The sequence below is a fragment of the Singulisphaera photorubra genome (assembly GCF_045290345.1).
GTDB lineage: Bacteria > Planctomycetota > Planctomycetia > Isosphaerales > Isosphaeraceae > Singulisphaera.
This window is the reverse complement of record NZ_CP155447.1, coordinates 7,468,083-7,489,080: the sequence shown is the minus strand read 5'-3', so window position 1 is coordinate 7,489,080 and position 20,998 is coordinate 7,468,083. Positions and strand designations below refer to the sequence as shown.

The 20,998-nt window shown below is 63.3% G+C and carries 12 protein-coding genes; all 12 read right to left on the bottom strand.

Annotated elements, in window-relative coordinates; translation table 11 throughout:
• Nucleotides 1–157: 157 nt before the first annotated feature.
• Nucleotides 158–2,662: a DUF1559 domain-containing protein gene (locus tag V5E97_RS28205; RefSeq protein WP_406694895.1), complete on the bottom strand. Its 2,505-nt coding sequence runs from the start codon at nt 2,660–2,662 to the stop codon at nt 158–160.
• A gap of 162 nt (nt 2,663–2,824) precedes the next feature.
• A complete protein-coding gene (locus tag V5E97_RS28200; RefSeq protein WP_406694894.1) occupies nt 2,825–5,773 on the bottom strand; it encodes a TlpA family protein disulfide reductase in 2,949 nt (982 codons plus the stop codon).
• Between the two features lie 26 nt (nt 5,774–5,799).
• A complete protein-coding gene (locus tag V5E97_RS28195) occupies nt 5,800–6,816 on the bottom strand; it encodes a squalene--hopene cyclase (protein ID WP_406701229.1) in 1,017 nt (338 codons plus the stop codon).
• Nucleotides 6,817–7,002: 186 nt separating this feature from the next.
• Nucleotides 7,003–7,929 carry a hypothetical protein gene (locus V5E97_RS28190; RefSeq protein WP_406694893.1) on the bottom strand — a complete coding sequence of 309 codons (927 nt, stop codon included), beginning with the start codon at nt 7,927–7,929 and terminating at the stop codon, nt 7,003–7,005.
• Nucleotides 7,930–7,982: 53 nt separating this feature from the next.
• Complete coding sequence (locus V5E97_RS28185) at nt 7,983–8,870, bottom strand: hypothetical protein (protein WP_406694892.1); 888 nt, start codon at nt 8,868–8,870, stop codon at nt 7,983–7,985.
• A gap of 134 nt (nt 8,871–9,004) precedes the next feature.
• Nucleotides 9,005–9,910 carry a hypothetical protein gene (locus V5E97_RS28180; RefSeq protein ID WP_406694891.1) on the bottom strand — a complete coding sequence of 302 codons (906 nt, stop codon included), beginning with the start codon at nt 9,908–9,910 and terminating at the stop codon, nt 9,005–9,007.
• 38 nt (nt 9,911–9,948) lie between these two features.
• Nucleotides 9,949–10,821, bottom strand: coding sequence for a hypothetical protein (locus V5E97_RS28175; RefSeq protein ID WP_406694890.1), 873 nt, complete (start codon nt 10,819–10,821; stop codon nt 9,949–9,951).
• 482 nt (nt 10,822–11,303) lie between these two features.
• Complete coding sequence (locus V5E97_RS28170; protein WP_406694889.1) at nt 11,304–14,573, bottom strand: hypothetical protein; 3,270 nt, start codon at nt 14,571–14,573, stop codon at nt 11,304–11,306.
• Nucleotides 14,574–14,665: 92 nt separating this feature from the next.
• On the bottom strand, nt 14,666–16,870 hold the full coding sequence (locus tag V5E97_RS28165) for a hypothetical protein (RefSeq protein ID WP_406694888.1): 2,205 nt from the start codon (nt 16,868–16,870) through the stop codon (nt 14,666–14,668).
• A complete protein-coding gene (locus V5E97_RS28160) occupies nt 16,867–18,852 on the bottom strand; it encodes a BatA domain-containing protein (protein ID WP_406694887.1) in 1,986 nt (661 codons plus the stop codon). Before V5E97_RS28160 ends, V5E97_RS28165 begins: the two co-directional genes overlap by 4 nt.
• Nucleotides 18,849–19,760, bottom strand: coding sequence for a DUF58 domain-containing protein (locus tag V5E97_RS28155; RefSeq protein WP_406694886.1), 912 nt, complete (start codon nt 19,758–19,760; stop codon nt 18,849–18,851). The genes V5E97_RS28160 and V5E97_RS28155 overlap by 4 nt, the downstream gene beginning before the upstream one ends.
• A 111-nt stretch (nt 19,761–19,871) precedes the next feature.
• The gene (locus V5E97_RS28150; protein ID WP_406694885.1) at nt 19,872–20,900 is read right to left on the bottom strand and encodes an AAA family ATPase; all 1,029 of its coding nucleotides are present in this window, start codon (nt 20,898–20,900) and stop codon (nt 19,872–19,874) included.
• Nucleotides 20,901–20,998: the final 98 nt, after the last annotated feature.

Here is a 20,998-nt window from a genome sequence, read left to right as displayed (position 1 = left end):
TCGTGCCGGGATGCTCAGAGCGGCATTCGCTCGCATTGACTCCACGCGAGGAAAGCGGCGGGCGCACTGCGTCGGTCAACCGCTTGAACCACCGCAATCCCCTGCTCCAAGGCAAGGTCGGACGGGCCTCGAAAGCAGGGGAATGGGATAGGGCCGCTCAGTACGCGTCTTGCGCGACCACCTCACCACCGTTGCGAGTGATCAGGGCTCTCAAAACGTTGAGGTTGATCGTGCTCTTGATAAAACGAACTGACCCATCGATGAAGAATGCGTTGAATCCACCGGGAAAGTGTCCTCCCAGCGATCCGACCAATTTCTTGAGATTGTCCGGATTGGCGTTCGCTTCAAACGGGATTTCTTCTTCCGGCTTGGTCCAGATGACGGCCTCCTTTGCCTCCACAACACCGAGCGTGTTTGAGGTTCCGTCAGTGACATCGCGGACCCCAACGCCCACACCGTCTTTCCGCTTGTCATCAAACAAGGTGGACGGGCCGGAGAAACCGCGATAGTACGTCTTGCCCGGTTCGGCCTTGGAACCCGGAATGATAAACTGCTTCGGCATCCGCGGGATGAGAGCCTTGTTGTGAGGACTGTCCCATGGCTCGTCGAGCTTGAATTCGTTATAAAGCGCGCCCTCTTCCATGTAGGGAAGCAGCGCCACCCTCCAGCTCAAGAGTGGTTTCTTGTTCTTGTCATAAGTGGCTTGCGGTGGAAACGCATTGTTCACAGCATGAATATTATGCATCGCCAGGGCGATCTGCTTCAGGTTGTTCACCGACTGGCTGCGCTGGGCGGCGGCGCGGGCCGACTGGGTCGCCGGCAAGAGCATGGCCAGGGCAACGGGGGCCAAGGCCGCCGGGTTCAGTGCGGGGAAGGCCTCGCGCGTCGTGTATTCCACCGCTTGGTCGTCGGCCGTAAGCGTGAACTGCGACGGGAACAGGAACGGGCGCACCTCTTCGGGAGTCGGGATCGTGTCAGGATCGATGTCGAGCCCGGCAAGAGAACCTTGCAACGGCCCTTGCCTGGCGAATTGGCCCTGCTGCACTTGGCGAAATCGCGGTCCCAAGAACCGGGTCATGACGAAAGTCTGCCCCCATTGCACCAGCAGAGGAACGTTGGCAATCAACTCGGGCATGAGCGACCGGCGCTCATCAACGACGCTCGCCATGATCGTGTGGCGAGGAAGTTGGCTGAGAGAGAGAGCCAGCGGATCGGAGGCCGGCAGCGGGGCACCACGCTCCTGAGACTCCAAGGTCGCCAGGGCATCCTCCGGGTTGCTGGCAAAAATGAGTGATCCTTTCCCCATGAGGAAGGTCGGCCGGAAACCGGCGGGGAGGGGGGCGACGGAGGGTGAGATCCGTACCGAGTAGCCGTGGGCCTTGCCCTTCAGAGGATGAATCCGGACAGGCGGGGACTTCTTGTTCGCCTCGAACTGATCCCGGAAGTAGGCTTGCGACTTGCTCACGGCCCCGTCGAGCAGCTTGGCAAACGCCGCCGCGTCCTTCACTTCAAGAATCGCCGCATATCTTGGCGTTCGGAGAAAACCCTGCGCCAGCCCCGCCAGCGCATGGCTCGGCGCATCGCCTCGACTCGGCAGCGAGAAATAGGTCACCTTGGATCCGAGTTGAGCCAGCAAGTCGTCGCGAATCCGCAGGCCGGTCACGTTGCGAAACGCGATCGCGGTCGACTCGAGCGAATTGCGCCCCGTGGGGTTCGTGGCGGCAAGGCCGGCCGCGAAGCGGTCGTAGACCCCTCCGAAATCGACCGAGAAGGCGGTGACGCCCCCAAGTCCTGGTGGCACTGAGACGAGGCGCTCGCGATCAAAGGTCGGCTGGTCGAACAATGCGAGCAGCCCGGAGCGAGGGGCCGGGGCCACCAGGCGGGTGACCGTCATCAGCGCATCCCCTTGAATGCCCCAGCGATATTCGACTCGCTTGACCCGGTCGAAACCAAGCGCGGCGGCCTGGGGAGGGAGTGGGGAAAGGGCGGATAGATCGGCAAAGGCCAGGCCGACCGGGGTGAAGCCGTCGGCGACACGCGCCAGGGCCGTGCGATCGGGGTGAGCCGTCGCATTGGGACGCCCCCCATCAAGGGCCTCGATCATGACGTCGGCCCCCACTGGCGAAAGCAGGCTGAGGGCGATGTCATCCCCTTCCTGCCACCAGGCGGCTCGAGGCTCCGGCCCCTGTTCCATCGAGACCGTTCGGCCTTTGGGCTTGCCGACGGCTTGCGGCTTCTGATCGGCCTCGCGGACGGCCGCAAGACACTTTTCGACGACCTCGCGAACCTTGCCCTTCCCCCCACCTCGAATCACAGCGCCGACCCAGATCGGCTGGGGCTGACCGGGGTTCCGGACGACACCGACGGCAAATCCGTGGCGAATCGCGTGCTCGATCAGGAGCTTCATCTCGCCCGCTTCGGGCAGCGTCGTCGTCGAGTTCGACCTGAACCGCTCGGCGATCTGAACGAGAACGCTCTCGAGCATGGCGCCGGTGGAAGTCTCGTTCAGGAGCCGGTAGGCCGCCGTCTTCCGCCAGAGTTCACCGTGGGTGTCGAGTCCGTCGAACTCGGCATAGACGGCCAGGTCCTGTTTCGGAAAATAGCGAGCCAGAGGCACGGTCTCGGCTGCCTTAAGGAGTGGGCACGCGACGAGAATGCCCACGGACCCAACCCATAACCTTAAGCAAGTCTTGATCCAGCCAGTCGCCAATCTCATAAACGCAATCCTCTCAGAAACGATTGGAGGTGGTGCGGTGCGGAGCGGAATTGACGTCAGGTCCGAACTTGCGGCTCGGGGCGGAGAATCTCGAAGCGAGCGGCCCCATTATTTTGCCGGCGCTTTCGGATCCGCCCCACCGCTTGCCGGCACTTTTGCATCGGGCCCATCCAAGGTTGTCTGGATCGCCTCGCGAAGTTGATCTCCGAGACGCGAACCACCGCCGACGAAGAGCCGGGTGACGTTCCCCTCGCGGTCGATGACCACGGTCTGGGGGATGGCGTTGGCCTTGTATTTTTCGGCCACGGCGCCGTCCTTGTCGAGAGCGACGGTCAGGTTCAGTTTATGCCGTTCGAGCATCGCCGAGATCTCTTTGGGCGACTCCTGGAGGTTCACGGCGACGAGCAATACCCCTTGGTCGCGGAACTCGCCCGTGACCTTCTCGACTTGCGGCATCGCTTGGAGACAGGGTCCGCACCAGGTGGCCCAGAAGTCGAGGACGACCACCTTCCCCTTGGCTTCCGCCAGGCGGAACGTCTTGCCCCCCAGTTGCTCGAGAGAGAAGTCGGGGGCCGGCTTGCCGACCAGGGGGGAGGAGAGTCCCGATGCTCCTCCGCCGGCCGAGCCCTCGCCTTCGTCCTCCGTTATCTTGGGCTCGGGAGCATCCGTGAGCAACCATCGCTGAAACGTGAGCTGAGCAGCCTCTTTTTCGATCGCCGCTCCAATCAGCAACTGATCGATCTCGTCGAGGCGCACCCGGCACTCGCCGATGACGCGGCTGGTCCCGATGAGCGTATCGCCCTCGAGGCGCTCGGGAGCGTACGTCAGGCGAACGCCGTCCTTGCGCACCGCCTGCACCAGCCATTCCTCATCAGCCGCCGGTTCTTGTTGAGGGGCCGCCTTGCCGGTCTCGAGGTCCTCGGCCTGCAACCAGATGATCCGAGCGACTCGCTCGCGGGGAAGTGTCTTGACCTCCAGCCGGACTTCAACCTGGAGCGCCTTCTCGTCCATCGCGACCACCCGACCGCGAAGATAGTCACCATTCTTCGATCGGACCAGATGGGTGGGCGGACTCCCTTTTTGAACACGAGGGAGCGTGAGCAAGCGTTCGCGTTTGGCCTTGTTCAAACGAACCGGGACGACCGGTTCTTCAGAGAGTTCCACGGCCTTGATTTTGTCATGAGGTACGAACACATCCTTGCTGTGACTGGTGCGAATGGTCACCCCTTTCTCGTCGATCATCGTGACCTCCGCCGGGATGATGTCGCCGGTCCGCAGGTAGAGCGCCCTCCGCCCGGATGCCTTCCCGGTGCTGGCGCCGGCGCCGGCCGGACTCGCAGCCGCCTGGGGTGCGGGAGGTGCGCCGGCAAACGCCATGATGAACCCCTGAAGCACCCCCTGCGGAGGAGCTGGTCGTGGTGCGACCTGGATGCGACCTCCATTGGCGTTGAACACTTGAATCTGATTGCCACTACGAATCATCGTCGTCTTCGGGGCTGGCGGCGTCGGTTCCTTGTAGAGGATCCGCCCGGAGGCTTTGTCGGCGAGCGCGCTGGCTGTCGCGCTTCCGTTGGGCTGCCACGTCAAGCCGGGGGCCCCCGGCTCATTTTTGCCGGCGAGGAGTCGGCCGGTCAGCCGGACCCCTTCCATCTCCAGGCGCGGGGTCAATTCCGGCTTCGCCGCGGGGGCGTCTTGAGCACGGCTCACAATCAGGGAGCGAAGCTGATCGATCGGCAGCCGAACCGGTTCCTCAGCACCTGGGAGCTTCACAACCACGGCGTCTTTCTCGACACCGGTCAGGTCGCCACTGAGCCGCGACCCGTCCTGAAGCAGGATGTGAACCGACCGCGCCGGGATATCGGTCAACGGTGAGAAGGCCAGGCGGGCCGTCTCATCCAGGGGAATGCGCAACTCGTTGTCTCCCTCGGAAACGACGAATGACTTCGCCTCGGCGTCGAAACGAATTCCCTTGGCCGCGACGTTCGAGCCATTGGTACGGCGGAGGTTCGGGCCGTCCGGCAACGGCTCGCGGAGCAGCTCACCATTCCATCGACTGATCTCGAGCCGTTCGAGGCGCAGGTCCCCCTTCTTGTTCAACAGTTGAAAACCGGCCAGCGTGTGGGGCGTTGACGCGGCCACATTCAGCTCAGCCAGCGGCTTGCCATCCGCGGAGTCGACCACGAGTCTCCCGCGTTCATCGTCGAAGTAGACTCTCAGATGAACACGCCCCGGTCCCGCAGCCAGTTTGCCCAGGGAAGCCACGTCGGCCTCGTTCGCCGTCTCCCGCTGAACGACCAGTTCCTGATCCCAGATCTCGAACCGGAACGGATTCTCATTTTTCTTTTCGTCGATCTTTTGATTGTCTGCTTCTCCAAGCGTGAGCACGAAGTCAGGCTGACTCTTCCAGGAGAGTTCGAATTCGATGATCGCCCGCGCGGGGAGGGGGACATCGCTGACGATCGAGGCCCCGTCTTGGTCCGTGATCAGCTCGCCCGATTCCTCGCGCCAGGCCTTGGGAGCGCCCGCGGGAGACGGCGAGGGAGTCCAGCCGGCCAGGCCGGTCGGGCCGAGATAGACGAGGTCGGAGCGGCCTTGCCAGCGTTCGAGCCGAAGCAGGTGAGGGCGTTGGAGGCGAATCCGTCCGACCCTGGGCAGGTCCAATTCGGCCTCATTTTCATCGAGTTTGATCAGCGTTCCGAACACCACGTCGCCCCCCGAGAGCGCGAACCGGAAGACCCCCTCGGGAGTGGCGAGTTGGGCAGGGACCGGAGCTTGCATGGCGTCGATCGACTTGATGTCGAAGTCAAATGGGGAGGTAAACGCATTCCCCTGCCAGCGGAGTATCCCCGGCCGATCCGTCTCGTGGAACTTGCCGGCCACGAAACCACCGTCGGTCAGATGAAGGACGAGGCTCGCAGGCGGTCCGGCCACCGGTTCGACCGCGAGCGCGACGGGGCCGAGCGTCGGGGAGAAGGCCCAGGCGACGGCGAGCACGATCAGTCGAGGGAAGCCCTGGATGCGGGGTCCTGTCTTCGAGGGCGGACGGCTATGGCGCATGGCTGCACATCCCTTTGACTTGCATTTTATCGTTCGTAGATGGGAAGAAATCGATAATTGAGGGCCAGTGCCAGCAACGACATGGACGTGCTGAAGGACGGCCCCCACTGGCCCTGGAAGCTGCCATCGGAGCGTTGCGCCTGTTTCAGTTGCCGGATGATCATCTTGTTCCACTTCTCCCAGGCGGCGGTGTCGCCCTGAAAGAAGGCCTGTGCCTGGTAGTACCGACCGTACTCGGGATACCCTTGCACCGGCTGTTCGAGTTGATTCTTGATATGGTCGAGGGTCGCCTTGAATTCGGGCATATCCTTACGTCTGGCGACGGCGTAGACCAAGGTCGCGATCGCCGAGCGGGCGGTCGAGTCGCCGAACCCGCCCATGCCGCCGGCGTAAGCGACGAACCCGTTTGACGAGGTCATCGACTTGAAGTAGCCGACGGCCCGATTGATCGCCTCATCGGGGATCTCGATCCCGGCGTTGCGGGCCGCGAGCAAGCCGATCATGACCGCTCCGCTGACCGACGTATCGGCGTCGGTCGATTCTGGTGAGTACCGCCAGGCCCCAAGCGGGTTCTTCTTCTGCGAAGTCAGCGCGGAGCGAACGGCCAGTTCCAGGGCCTGGCCGATCGACCGCTTCCCCTTCGGGTCGGGCCAGAGGTTTCGCTCGTCCACCGCGCCATAGGCCTCGGCCAGACCGAGCATGGCAAAGCCGTGGTGGTACATACTGCCGCCAAAAAATCCCGTATCGGCGTTTTGCGCTGTGATGATATTGCGAAGCGACCGACGCACGTGATTGCTGTAAGGGCCGAAATTCGGGTCTTCTCCCGAAGCGAGAAACGCCATGAGTGCGAGGCCGGTCGTCCCGGGTCCGGCTTCCCCCCCTTGGCTCGCCCAATCGCCATTTTCCGTTTGCGACGACGCGAGATACTGGAGCCCCCGGTCGTACATCTCGCGCACGTCGCGAGGAATCACTTCCCCTGACTTCGCGACGGGCAACTGGGCGTTCGCATCGCCAGCCACCGCCAGCGCAAGGAGTACGGCCATGAAGCCGATGAAAAGCGCAAACCGGCGTCTTGCAGTCGTCGCGTCCGGGGAAACGCGAGGTAATTCATATCGGGACATCACGAAGCCCTCGAATCACGTGTCTGGTTCACTGTCGGGAGGCCTCTCTCTGGGATGGCATGGCAAGGTGCGAGCTGAGGGACCGCTGACTTTCCGGTCGCCCAGACATCACTTTCCGGAAGAACTCTCGACATTCTTCTTATCGATTGAGGTCGAGCTCGGTGATTCGAAGTCGACTGACACGATCCAAGGCTCATCCGACGATTCTCCCGGAAGAATTCCCTGACTCTTCATTCTTTGTTTATAGGAAAGCGAATGAGCCAGGAGTTGGCGCATGATCGGCCACTGGGGATCGCGAAAGTAAAGTTTGACACGTTCCTCGGGAAGTTGCGCGAGTTGATAGAGAATGATGTAGTCGTCGAAAGCGGTCGAATCACGCGGCGAGCGGGTTTCCTCGACGACGAATTTCAAGAACCGCTGCCGTTGTTGGCGATCCAAGGCTAGGTTCGTATCCAGGGTCGCAAGAAGATGGCCAAGTCTTCCCTGTTGCTGAAATCGTCGCCGCTTGGCGTTCAGAGCGTCGAAGTCGGCCGCCTGACGATCGTCAAGGGTCTTCTTGACAGTCTTGGCAAAGATCGAATCGGCGTGAAAGAGCCCCTTGTTGTAGGCCTGTTGTAACGGCATGAGCTGCTGGAAAATCTCAGCAAACTTCTGGCGGTCGTGGCGAACCAGTTCGAACGCCTTCCGCTTTTCGGCGACCTTGTCGAAGAACCGTTGGATGTCACCGTGGGCGGCGAGCTCGAGCTTCTTCTTCTGGGCGTCGGTCAACCTAGCGACCCGGTCAATCTCCGCGATCTTCAGTGTCAACAAGGCCTCGAGTCGAGTGCGAACGTTTCCAGAGAGCGATGGTCTCCCAAAGACCCAGATATCAAAATTCGACTCATCGATCATGAAATTTTGCTGCACCGCCTGGTTTTCGACCTCGTCCTCGTCGTCCACCACTTGGGCCCTGGTGGATCGCGCCAACCCAGAGGCCGAGATGAGCACGGCAAGGGCCAACACCAACCCTGGGCTGTGCCAGCGTGCACGTGCCATGACGACTCCTTCAGGGGAGGGGGGAGGCAGGGGGACCCTCGCGGTGGTCAGTCTCACTTCTTGGTCTCCGGCTTGGGGATTTCCCTGGCAACCGCGTCCGGAAACTCATCATCCAGTTGACCATCAAGATTGTTGACGCCAATCCCATAGGCAGAGGCGCTGGGCGTAACTCGTTGAAAATGAAATCTCAAGACTTCGATTTGGGATTTGCTCAAGAATTTACTGATAAGTGGGTCAGGGATCGGCGGAATGAGCTGTTCGTCAAGATTGTAGTGCTGAAGTCCCGTCTCCCACGACTCGTCCCAATGGGACGTGAGCGAGTCCGTCAGTTGGCTGCGCTGTTCGACCGTAAGAACAAGGGTATGATCAAGCTTCGCCACCACGGTCAGAATCGCAACCCGCTTGGCTTCGGCCGACCGAGCCTCGAGCTCGACGCGATATCGCTCCCCTTGATCGGGGGAGAGATGAGCATTCACAGCGGTGGCCAAGGCGTCCTGAATCGCCTTTCGGGGGTTGGGGACCACGGGCCTCGCGGCTCCCTGTTCATTGGGCCGGTTTCGATTGTTCTGCCAGGCATCGTAATTTTTCGCGGCCTCATCAAGGGCCTTGAACCCGGCGCGGGCGATCAAAATCCGTTCCTCCTTGGACGGGTTACAGATGGTCCGCATGAGCCGATATTCCACGTGGAGGACCGGGAGATATTGCTTCGCCCAATGCTCGCCCCTGATGATCGCGCGTCTCACAAGGAGCGTGGGCTCAATGATCCGAACTTTCGGGGCTACGGTCGCACGCTTCGCATTCGGCTCTGCCTTTGCAGCCCCACCAGGGCGCGCCGGGGGTGCCACCAGAACCTCGGCCTGCTCCTTGCGGACCTGGGCAGTGACGAACGCGGGGGTCGCGAATGTCGAGGCCACGCTGACGATTGCGACCCAGCACAGCATGGGCCGAGGCCACGTGCCGAAAACGCACGGCCCACCCGTCGGCGTTCCGGAACGGGTCGGCTCCCGTGAGCACTCGACTTCGACGAGACCGGAAGAATCTCGGTCCGGCATGATGAAGCCCTCCTGCGCTCGTCCTATTTCACGTGATTCGGCGGCGATTTCGGCACGTCGGAGTCGACTCCGACGATCCAACGCTCCGCGTCGGGCCCATCGAAGAGCACCCCCTGCTTGGTGAGCATTGGCTCATTTTTTCGCGCCATTTCCAGCTGTGCTCGCATCAGACGCCATTGGGCATCCTGAAAAATCGGCCGAATGCGATCCTCGGGAAGGCGTGAGAGTTGGAAAAGTACGACGTACAGGTCGAGGTTGCTGGAGGCTTTGGGCGGCCGAGTCTCCTCGATAATCAACTTCGAAAGCTGTCGGCGCTGGTTGGCATCCAGACCCACGCAATTGTCCAGCGTGATGAGAATGCGACCCATCCTGGCTTTCTGGCTCAGCAAATGCCTCTGACGGCCCAGGTTGTCATACTCCGCGACCTGTCGCTCGTCGAGTGTCTTCTTGAGGGTCTTGGTAAAGATCGACTTCTCACCGAAGAGCCCCTGGCTCAACACCGTCCGGAGGGGGAGAAGTTGTTGGTAGAACTCGCTAAACTTTTGCTGGTCGTTCCGAACGAGTTGAAACGCCTTCCGTTTTTCCTCCACCTGGTCGTAGAATCGCTTGATATCACCTCGGGAGGCGAGTTCGAGTTTATGCTTCTGGGCGTCGGTCAGCCGGGCGACCTGGTCGACTTCTTCGATTTTCAAATTCACCAAGGTCTTGAGCCGGGTCAACATGGTCGCGGCGTTTCTGGCGTTGCCAAACACCATCTGGTCAAAGTTGGATTCCGCAATCATGAACTGCTGTTGCCTTCCGGGCATCTGATTGTCGAGTTCCTCTTCAACCACGTCGTCGAGCACCTGCCCTCGGGCAGACGGCCCGAATTCGCAGACGAAGCAACCGGCGAGGGCCAGCAGCAGGGCGAGTCGGAGCGTGCGAATCATGGCGGCTTCTCCAGGCAAGGGTCGGAACGGTCCGGCCCTCACTTCTTCGTCGCTGGCTTGGGGTCTTCCTGGGCGACCTCGTCCGAAAACTCATCATCCAGAGGAAGATTCTGCGCCTGAGCATTCATAAAACTTCCAAGACCATTGGAATTGAACGTTACCTTTTGAAGCCCAGACCAGATCGTCTTCTGATTGGCATTCAGATGCTTGGCCACAAGCGGGTCGGGGACCATCGGAAAATACTGATTGTCAAGGCTGAAGGACTGAAACCCCTGGGCCCACGCCTCCTCCCAGTGGGAGGAGAGCGATTCACTGATCTGGTCCCGCTGTTCAGGAGAGAGGACGAGGGAATGGTCGAGCTTCGCCACCAGGTTCAGGATCGCGACCCGCTTCTGTTCGGCCGATCGGGCGTCGAGTTCCGCGCGATAGCGTTCAAACTGGCTGGAAGACAGGTGGGTTTTGGCCGAGTCGACCAACGCGTTCTGAATCATCTTTCGCGGGTCGGGGTTCGCCGGCCGCTCGACAAGCCGGCCTGCAACAATCATATTCTGATTGTTCTGCCATTCCAGGTAAGACTTGGCCGCCGCATCCAGCGACTTAAACCCGGCGCGTGCGATCGGGAGTCGCTCCTCCTTGCTCGGATTGCAAACCATCCGCAGGAACAGGTATTCCACCTGGAGAATCGGACGAAACTGCCTCGTCCATCCCGGATCCATGCCGTTCGCAATGATGACCACCGGATCGGCCAACTGAACGCGTGCAGGTTGAAGCACAGCCGCCTTCCGCTGCACGACTTCCCTCTTCGCGGGCTCGACCACTTCCTTGCGGACCTGAGCGAAGACGAACACTGGCGTGCAGACCGTGAACGCGATGCCGACCATCGGAACCAGTCGAATGAAGCGACCTCTCATCAACACCCCTCGTTTCGATTCGATTCGGCACGCGATCGCGTCAGAACACAAAACAACAATGATCCGCGACTAGGCTAGAATCTCGCTGGATTTCGCTACTCGTTCCCACGGTCCCCCGTGGGAATGAAGTCTTTGACGCTCTGCGTCCTTGGCTTTCGAGGGTCAGATGACGCGGAGCGTCGGGGACGGCATTCCCACGGGGGACCGTGGGAACGAGAGTGATTCCTAGCTCTATGGCGGATCGTTGAAAAAAAACAATCGCACTTCTTGATCCTCACCGCCCCGCATCAATGGGTTGGCTCAGCCCTCGTCCTCATTGAATTTCCCTGAGACCGCGGGCTTTCCGCCCGCGGTCCCAGGTGATGGCAATTCAATCTGACAATCGCTTCGGCAACAGATTCGTCCGGCAGGCAAGGACCCGTTGCCGCTGGGCGACTCCGGTAGTGAACCACCGGGGTCGCTCTGAATTCCTGCCAACCCGGTCATCGCACGGCCGGGGCGCGTTCCAACCGGTTGAAGTACTCATCAAGCCCGGCGCGGAATTCTTCGGGAAGCGATGGCCCCGAATCACCCGTCGCCTGCGAGACGCCATGGTCTTCCTTGACCTCTTTTTCGTTCAGGCCGACCCCCAGGAGCGCCAGGGCCGAGTCCTGAGTCGTACCGGTCCCCCCTCCACCTGGGCTCGAGCCGCCACCGCCGCCCCCCTTGGGATTGATCCGCTTGGATTTGAGCAAGAGCTCGATCGCCTCGGTCTCGGCGGCGACGGCCGGGTTGCCAGTCTCCGGGCGGAGGAGGATCCCGGTCGCCTCATCCATGACCGAACCAACCTGGCCGAGCAGAGCGATCTCATAGGCGAATTCCTGCTCCGCGTCGGGTAGCTCACGGATCTTTCCGGTCACTTTCTCGACCCGGCCGGCCAGCTCTTTCTGGGTGCCTGAAAGCTTGCCGGCCTGCGTCGAGTAGTCGCTCAGCACCAACGCGGGCTTGGCCTGCTCGGCCACGCGCGTTTCCTCGCGAAGGTTGACCTCCCCCTCGAGGATCTGCAGCACCTCGAGCACGATCGAAGGGGGAAGACTGCTCTTCGACTTGGAGCCGGGGCAGGTCCCCTTGCAGGCGGGATCCACCAGGTCTTCCGCCCAGCGGTCGAGCGAGTCCGACCAAAACTCGCACTGGGCAATCGACATCCCTTGTTCCTTTTTGAGGTCGTCACCGATCTGGCGGAGGCCGCCGACCACGTCCTCTTTCTTCATCTCATCGAGCACGGCCTTGAACTGGACGAACTGCCGGCGCTCGAAGTAGGCCTGCAAGTCATCCATGATCATCGAGACATTCTGACTTCCCTTGGCCTCTTGTTCGGCCAGAGCGACCAGTTCCTTGGTCGCCGCGTCGGCGATCCGCGACTCAGGCAGGCCAAACGCATCCCCCACGAAGTCGCCGAGCCGACCACCGATCTTGAGCTGAACCCGCGACGCGGCCTTGAGTCGCTTGACCAGTGTGCTTCCTTCGAGGTTAGCGAGAACCCGGTTGAGCTCGTCGGCGATCTTCTCGAACTCGGCCAGCAAGTCGCGCTGGGCATTGACTGCCTCGTCAACCTTCTCCGCCGCGGGCGGTGGTGGAGGAGGAGGCGTGGCCGACCCCTTACCCATCACGGTCGTTTGCGCCAGGCCGAGTTTCGGCTTGGAGTTCCCTCCCGGAGGAGTCGGCGGGAGTCCCTTCTTGGCCGGGGAGTTCTGCGACGATTCCATGTCAACGACGCGAGGGACCGCCGAGGGCGCCGGGTTGGATTTCTTGGGCTCGGAGGGAGCGCCGGCCCCGGCCGCCCGGACCTGGCCGGCGGTTGGTGCCTTGTTGCCCGTCGTGTTCGCGGCGAGGCTTGGCGCCTGTGCGGCCTCTTTCAGGAGCTCGGCGACCGAAGGCATCCGATTCGTCGAAATATCTTTGAGAATCTGCAGCATCTCGGCCCAGCGTTCGAGGTGGCCGACGCCGATCTCCGGGTTGCGTGAGGCCTGCTTGACCAGGTCCTCGCCCGAGCCGACCAGCATCGAGAGCCGCCGCCCGTTGGCCCGTTCGGCCGCCGCCTGGCTCTCGACCTTCTTCCGGGTCTCGGGCCGGTCGAGCTCGTCGGCCGCGAGGTCCCGGAGCTGCTTGTTGGTCTCGTAGAGCTGCATTTCACGGTCGCGCACTTCCAACGACTGGCGGTGCCACTTGCTCAGTTGCTCGGCGATCCAGATCGCGTGCTGCTCGGCGTTCAGCACGTAGAAGGTATAGGTGGGCGAATAGGCGCGAGGCCGACCCGGCAGGTAGTCTTCAGCGAACACGCGAACGTTGATCGGTTGTGGCTCGATGCCCAGGGTCTTGGCGGTGAAGGTGCCGTTGAGGTCGAGGTTCTCCTTCTCGCTCCCTCCCGCCGCCAGCATCTGCTCGCCGGCGGCCGGTGACGCGACGAGCGGATTCTCAACCCCATGCCACTCCAGGCCCACGCGTTTGATGCCGAAATCGTCTTGAACGTGCACCTTGAAGGCGAGCAGCTCGGTATCGAGGATCACCTTATTGCGAGGCATATTCTCACAGGAAACCGTCGGCGGCTCATCGTCCCGACCGTTGACCGCAAGCGTGAACGGGGCTTTGCCCGCCAGGCCATGCTGGTCTTTCCATTGAAACTCGAGGTTGCGTGCCCCCTCGACAACCACCAAGGGGCTGGCGACGGTCGCGCCGGCGGGGGTCCGTCCCTGGCCGTTCACCCGCGCGGAGGATAGGTCCCGGCTGGCCGTGACCGTGAACGTCGCCTGGCTCCCCTTGACCAGCGCGACCGAGCCCCCGCGCACGTCTTTGCGGAGCGGCTCAGGACGGCCGAGGTACTTGGGCAGGGCCACGTTGGCCACGATCGAGGTCAGTTCGGGCCTGAGGGTCGGTTCGACACGGACCCGCTGGAGCCAGTCGCCCACGCGGACCTCGAGCGGTCCGGGGGCGATCATCGCGGGCAGGTCGAACGCGTAGAGATCGTCGCGGAGCAGGGCGGAGACGGCCCCTTGACCGTCGAGCCGCGCTTCGCCACGGACCGGGCGCCAGGCGGTTCCCGCGGCGAGTTTCGCCTCGGCGGTGAACGGCTCGCCGTGAGGAACGACCAGGTGATCCGGCAACGGTGTGATCGCGGCAAACGTGTAGCGGGGGATCGGCCGCCAGGGGGCGATGAGCCGGGACCATGCGTTGGACGCCGCGGCCGGGAAGAGGAGAAACAGACCGAGCGCCGCGGTGGCCGGAACGGCCGCCAGCCAGGCCCAGGTGCGATGGCGAGGGTTCGGCACCGCGGCGTTGAGGTCACGCTTGCCGGCGTCGTCGGTCACTTGCCGCACGGCCGCTTCGCAGAGCGCGCGTGAGCGGGTCTGCTCCGAGTCGCTATGAACCAGCTCGATCACCCCCAGCAGTTCGTCACCGAAATGCGGGTGCTTGCGCGCGAGGAGCCGGGCCAGTTGATCGAACCGGCGGTTCCGGCCGACCCAGCGGTACAACCCGAGCGGCACGAGCGCACAGGCCAAGGCGGCAACCACGAACAGGGCGACGCGCGGCCAGCCCGGAGTGTCCCACACCCGGTCAAGCACGAACATCAGGAGAAACGCCGCGACGACTCCGAAGCATGCCGCGAAGACGGCCTCGGCCATCTTGACGGTCCAGACTCGACGACGATAGTCGCGGAGCTGAGTCCGCAACGACTCCGGTAGCTCCAACCGATTCTGCGTTCCCGCGAGGCTCATGTTGACCTCACTGATAATAGATTGCGTTTATCCGACATTATCCCGCAAGATTCTTGCCGAGCGGACACAAGCCCACCCGAGATTGACCATTCTTAAACGAGACCGATGGCCTTCCTGCCTACCCAGAAGGCCCCCATCAAACCGATCATAACAACCGCCACCCCCCCGTGACTCCATAACTGCAATCGGCGGACCGCGGGGGGAGGGTCGGGAAGCGCGGCCAGGGTGCGGACGACGTCATCGAGCTGATCCGGCTCGACCACCTTGCCGCGCGTCACCCGGGCGAGTTCTTCCAAGACTTCGGGCCGCGACGGGCGGCCGATCCGCTCCGCCGAGGTCCCCTGCACAAAGAAGGTGGCGTTGAGCGTCGCCCCGGTCTGCTTGCAGATCAGGGCCACTTGATGCGCCCCTGCCTCCGTGGCGGTGAATCGGCCGGTGTACTCGCCCCACTCGTCACCGGCGGTGGTGAACCGAGCCACTTCCGCCTTGCCCGACGGGGCCGTGATCCGCGCGGAGACGTCGCCACCGCGCAAGGGTTCGCCGCTCCGATCCATCACATTCGCGTGGAACGTCAAGACCTTATTCATCCTCGGCTGGTCGGGCACGTAGAACAGACGCATGGTTTCGCCCTTGGCCATGTTCCGCTGGTAGGCCATCCAGCGCACCACCTGCCCCCAGAACCGATAGTGGTACTTGTCCTCGACCCCCTTCCGCCAGCGCCAGGCGCCATCGGTCCCCATGAACAGGACCTTGCCCGCCCCGAACGTACGCGTGGCGAGCAACGGAATTCGACCCGACTCGTTCGTGATGTCTTTGTGAACGGCCAGCACGTCGCTCCCCGCCTTGGCCCGAAGCACCGGGGCGTACCACTGGAAGCCGGGCAAACCCTCCCAGACCTCGGCGTTATCGTCCTCGGTGTCGGCGAGCTTCGTGAGTAAGCTCCGGCGCCCGAGCTCCGTCAGTTCAAAATGGTTCGGCGTGCGCGAACCCCAACCGCCGGGCTGGGCGGGGTCGAGCGTGACCGGGCTGAGGTCGCCCAGCTCGGTCTCGAGCAGAGAGAACTGCCGCCCCTGAATTCCAGGCATGAACACAAGACCACTTGCCTGATGCTCGACCAGCCCTTTCAGGAGGCGGCACTGCTCGGAGGTGAGCTGGCCGTCGTCGAGCCCGACGTCTCCGATGAAAACCACGTCATATTTCGAGAGCTCATCGAGGCCCGCGGGGAACTGCTTGATGTAGTCCTTATTCCCTCCCCCGGCCTTACTGAGCCCGGGGTGGAAGAGCAAGCAAGAGACCTCAACCCCGGGGTCGCGCGAGAGGGCGTTCCGCAGGTAGCGGTACTCCCAGCGCGGGTACGACTCGACGACCAGGACCTTGAGCTTCTCCTCACGGATCGAGATCGGCGTGGAGAGCTTATTGTTGTCGGAGATCATCTCATCGGGATGCGCGGGCACGTTGAGCGCCAGCGTGAAGTCGCCCGTCCCCTTCGGCTTCCAGACCACCGCGTCGCTGGTCCGGCCCATCGGGGCGACGCGTACGTCCTTGGTCACCTCGTCGCCGTCCGACGTCTTCAAGGTGACCGTGGTGACATGCTCGCGCGGAAGCGAACTGTCGATCGTGAAGGGAACTCGGACCGCCTTGCCCGCCACGCCGAACGTCGGTGCGTCGAGGTTGAGCAGCTCGATGTCAGGCAAGCGGGTGGGGCTGCCGACGGGTACCGCGAAGATTGGAACGCCCAGGGCCCGCAGCCGCGCGGCGGCCTGAACGGGCGGCAGGCCCTCGGTCCAGTCCCCATCCGACGCCAGGACGATCCCTCGCAGGTTCGAGAACGTTTCAGGCGCCTGGGCGAGCGGGTCGTACAGGTCGGTACCGCGTCCCGTCGACTCGGGCGAGAACGACTGCAAAACCACGTTCATCCGGCCGCGCAGCTTGTCCCATGACGCGGCGTCGGCCAGGGACGCGATCGCCTCGCGCCTGGTCATCGGCCCGGCGGTCGGAACTGGCCGTTTCGCGGGGACGACATCGCGCGTTTCCATGCTGGGCGACGCGTCCCAGAGCACGGCGACCGACGGCTTTTCTTCGGGGCGGTACGCTTCGACCCACTCGGGCTGGTTGAGCAAGATCGCGCCGAGGCAGACGATCACGAATCGAAGCCCCTCGAGCACGCCTTGCGAACGCCTGTACCCGCTCCGTCGCCAGGCGACGAAGCAGAGTCCGGCGGCCGCCAGCACGAGCACGACCGACGCGGCGAGCGACCAAGGAGTCCACAGGAAAGTGAGCGACCGCGACACGTTCATGTGGAGGTCCCCGCCGAGGCCCGAGCGGGCCGGGGCATACAGAGCGCGGCCTCGATGAGCAGGGCCGCCATCATGGCGATCAGAAACAGTCGCCACACTTCCTGAATCAACGAGTCAACATTCCCTTCCCGGTCGTCCACCCGCGCGAAGTCGAGCCCGCGGAAGAGGCCGGCCACCTGCTCGTCGGCCAGGACCGGGGCCGCATCCTCAGCGACGGGCCGGTTAATCGCCAACAGCCGCTCCCCCGAGGCGTAGACACCGCGGTGGAACGCGTATTCGGTGGAAACCGCCTCGTCTCCCCCGGACAGTCTCGACCAGTTCGAGGAGTCGGTGCCGGTCATCGACCCGGCCGCCAGCTGCCGGGTCGTTTCGAGCGCTTCGGCTCCGGCGGCCTGAGCCCGCTGGATCATCACATAGAGGGTCACGCCGTCGGTCGCCAGCGATGAGTCGCCGGCCGCCGGTGTGGTCGCGCAGAAATAGGCTCCGCCCGCGTTGGTGGTCGCCCGCGCCAGCAGCAGGTCGCCCCCTTTTAATGTGGCGAGGGGGGTGAGGTCGCCCGACAGACCGCACCAGTGGCGAACTTGCAGTTGCCCGACCGGAAGCGCAGCCCCATTCAAGGTGTTGGAGAGCAGGTCCTGATCGCCTCGCCAGGTCTCGACCGTCGCTCCTTGCGGATGGTCGCCCCAGGCCGTCCACCGCCCCCCCAGGAATTCGGCCCCGCCCGGCACTCGAGGAGGGAAGAAGAAAACCCGACCGCCACGGTCGATGAACGCACGGACCAGGTCGGCCGCCGCCCCCTCGGGGAGCGGGCCTTGCCAGAGGAGCAAGGAGGCGGTCTCCCACTCGACGGACGTGAGCTGGTCAATCGGAACGACCTCGGCCGAACACTTCAGCTCGGGGTCAGGCGCAATCGAGGCGGCCAGCCGTAACGCCTGCGCGGCTTGCCCATCCTCCGCGACGACGATCGCGTGGCGAGGGGCGGGCTGATCGAACGCAAAATAGAAGTCGTTGTCCGCCAGGTTCGCGTCCGCGGGGATCGAGACCTTGCCCCAGCCGCGACGACGGCCCCGTTCCAGCGGGATCCGATGATCTTTGAGCGTGAACCGAGGACCGTTCATCTCGACGGTCAGTTCCGAGCGGGCGCCCCCGATCTCGAAGTGCACCGGAACGGTCGACCGCAGATTCTCACTCCCTTCACGAACCAGGCTGAGCGAGACCAGCACATCGGCGCCGTCGCCGGCCGCCTGGCGACGCACCCCGGTCACCCGGACCGCCACATTGGTAGGTGCCGTTCTGGGATAAGCGAGCAAGTGAAACCGCACCCCCTGCGGGAAACCGAGGAACGACTCGCGGATCGACCGCCAGCGGCCGTCATCGATCTCCCAGTCGTCGCGCCGGAGGTCGGAACAGATCCAGATCTCGGTCCGCCCCGTCTTGTTGGCCCGAACATAGTCGCGTGCCGCCTCGATCATTCCCGGGATATCGGCCGCCGCACTCAAGGGGCCGGTGTCGGAGGTCGTGAGCAGGGCGTCGGCCGACTCGATCGTGCGTGGCTTGTTGGTTCCGCTCTCGATCAGGACCCAGCGATTCGAGCCGAGCGTTCCGAGCGCCCGGGCAAGCTGTCGTTTCCCGGTCTCGAGCTTCGACCCGCCCGACCCATTTCCCACTTGCTGCATGCTGGGCGACCGGTCGAGCAAGATGATCGTGGTGTCGGCCCGGCCCCCGGCCGTGAAGCCGAGCCAGCCCCCGGCCAGCGGCCGGCTGAGCGCGAAGAGCAGGGCGGCGATGGCGGCCATCCGGAAGGCCATGATCAGCCACTGGCGGAGCCGCGCGTAACCACGCGACATCCGGTTGGCCGCCAGCAGGAACATCATTGCGCCCCACTGCACAGTCTGGTAGCGCCTTTGATTGATCAGGTGGATGATCACCGGCAAGGCCACCAGTGGCAGGGCCACCAGAATCAATGGGTGGAGAAAGTTCATCGCACCCCCCGCGATCGTGCTCGGCCGACGAGAAAGCGGAGCAGCACCTGTTCATAGTCGTCGTCGATCCTGACCTGATGGTAGTCGACGGCCGACTCGCGCACGGCCTCCTGGATCCCTTCCAGGTAGGCGCTGATCGCCTTGCGGTAACGGTCGGCGATCTCGCTCGGCTCGGCAAAGATCGCCGGCCCCCCTTCCATATCGAGGAACCGCATCGGTCGGCGGAAATCGAAGCTCAGCTCCTTGGGGTCGAGGAGGTGGAAAAGCGCCAGGTCATGCCTGCGAAATCGCAGGTGCTGGAAACAGCTTCGAAGCTCGCCGGGGTCGACGAACAGGTCGGAGATCACGACCACGAGCGCGCGCTGGCGGACCGTCTCGGCCAGTTCGTGGAGCACCGGCGCGAGCCGCGTCTCCCCCTGGGGCTTCGCCTCTTCCAGAATGTCGAAGACCGACATCAAGTGCGCGGGGTTTCGCTTGGGGGGGATGGTGCGAACTAGCCCTTTGGCCACGCAGGCGAGTCCGACCGCATCCCCCTGGCGCATCGCCAGATGGCCGAGCGCCCCTGCGATCCGCCGCGCGTATTCGATCTTGGTCACGCCCGCCGAGCCGTAGCCCATCGAGCCGCTGGTATCGAGGACCAGGCAGCACCGCAGGTTGGTGTCGGCCTCGAACTCCTTGACGAAGAACCGGTCGGAGCGGCCATAGGCTCGCCAGTCCAACCTCCTGAGATCATCGCCGGGAACATATTTTCGATATTCGGAAAATTCGACGCTCGAGCCGCGATGCGGGCTGGGGTGTCGACCTGACACGCTCCCCTGCATCGGTCGGCGTGCCATCAATGGAACGCTGGCGAGCCGCGACAACACGCCGGCGTCGAGGAAGCTTCGGGGTTGGCGATCCGGGAACATGGCTGGATGAGCTTTCCGGGTGAAAGGATCAAGAGCCTCGGCTCAAGAGCGCTGAGGCTTGCAAACGCCAGCGTCTCTGAAGCCGAGGCTCCGCGGAGTGGTCTGACTCCGCTACCGTTCCATGTTCGACTCCTCGGCGAGCCGGGTCACGATCTTCTTGGCGTCGATCCCCTCGGCTTGCGCCGCGAACGTGGTGATCACGCGGTGGGTGAGCACGGGGACGGCGACCTCATGGACATCTTCGAGCCGGACCATGTAGCTGCCGAGCAAAGCCGCGCGGGCCTTGGCGCCCAGGATCAGATACTGGACCGCTCGCGGGCCGGCCCCCCATGACACGAGCGGCTTGAGCCAGGCCGGGGCGGTCGGATCGTTCGGCCTGGTCTTCCGCACCAACCGCGCCGCGTAGGTGTAGATATGGTCGGGAACCGGCACGCGTCGGACGAGATGCTGGAACCGGATCACGTCTTCGGGCGTGAGCAGGTGGTCGAGTTGAGGTAGGGCGTCGCCGGTGGTCGTGCGAGCAATCCTGATCTCTTCGGCCTCGGACGGGTAGTCGAGCTCGATGAGGAACATGAACCGGTCGAGCTGAGCTTCGGGCAACGGGTAGGTGCCTTCTTGCTCGACCGGGTTCTGGGTGGCGAGCACCAGGAACGGCGGTTCGAGCCGGAACGACTTCCCGACGACCGTAACGTTCTGCTCCTGCATCGCCTCGAGCATCGCCGCCTGAGTTTTCGGTGGGGCCCGGTTGATCTCGTCGGCTAAGACGATGTTGGCGAAGACGGGCCCGTGGATAAACTGAAACTCGCGCCGCCCATTGTGACCATCCTGAAGAATGTCGGTCCCGGTGATGTCCATCGGCATCAGGTCGGGCGTGAACTGGATCCGGCTGAACTTCAGCGACATCGTCTCGGCGAGCCTGCTGACCAGCAACGTCTTGGCCAGCCCGGGGACCCCCATCAGCAACGCGTGACCGCGAGCGAACAGGCAGATCGCCAGTCGTTCGATCACGTCGGTCTGACCGACGATCACCTTGGCGAGTTCGTTACGCAGGCGAGCGTTCGCCTCGCGCAACTGGTCGATTGCCTGGACGTCGTCCTCGCCAAGCGTCTCTTGGACGGGAGACGGAGAAGGTTGAGCCATTCCATCGCTCCAGGATGCCGGACCGTGCATCAACGCTTCCAATCAGTTGAGGAAGCATTCTAAAGGATTAGGGGCCGCGAAGCCAGATAGGACAAAAG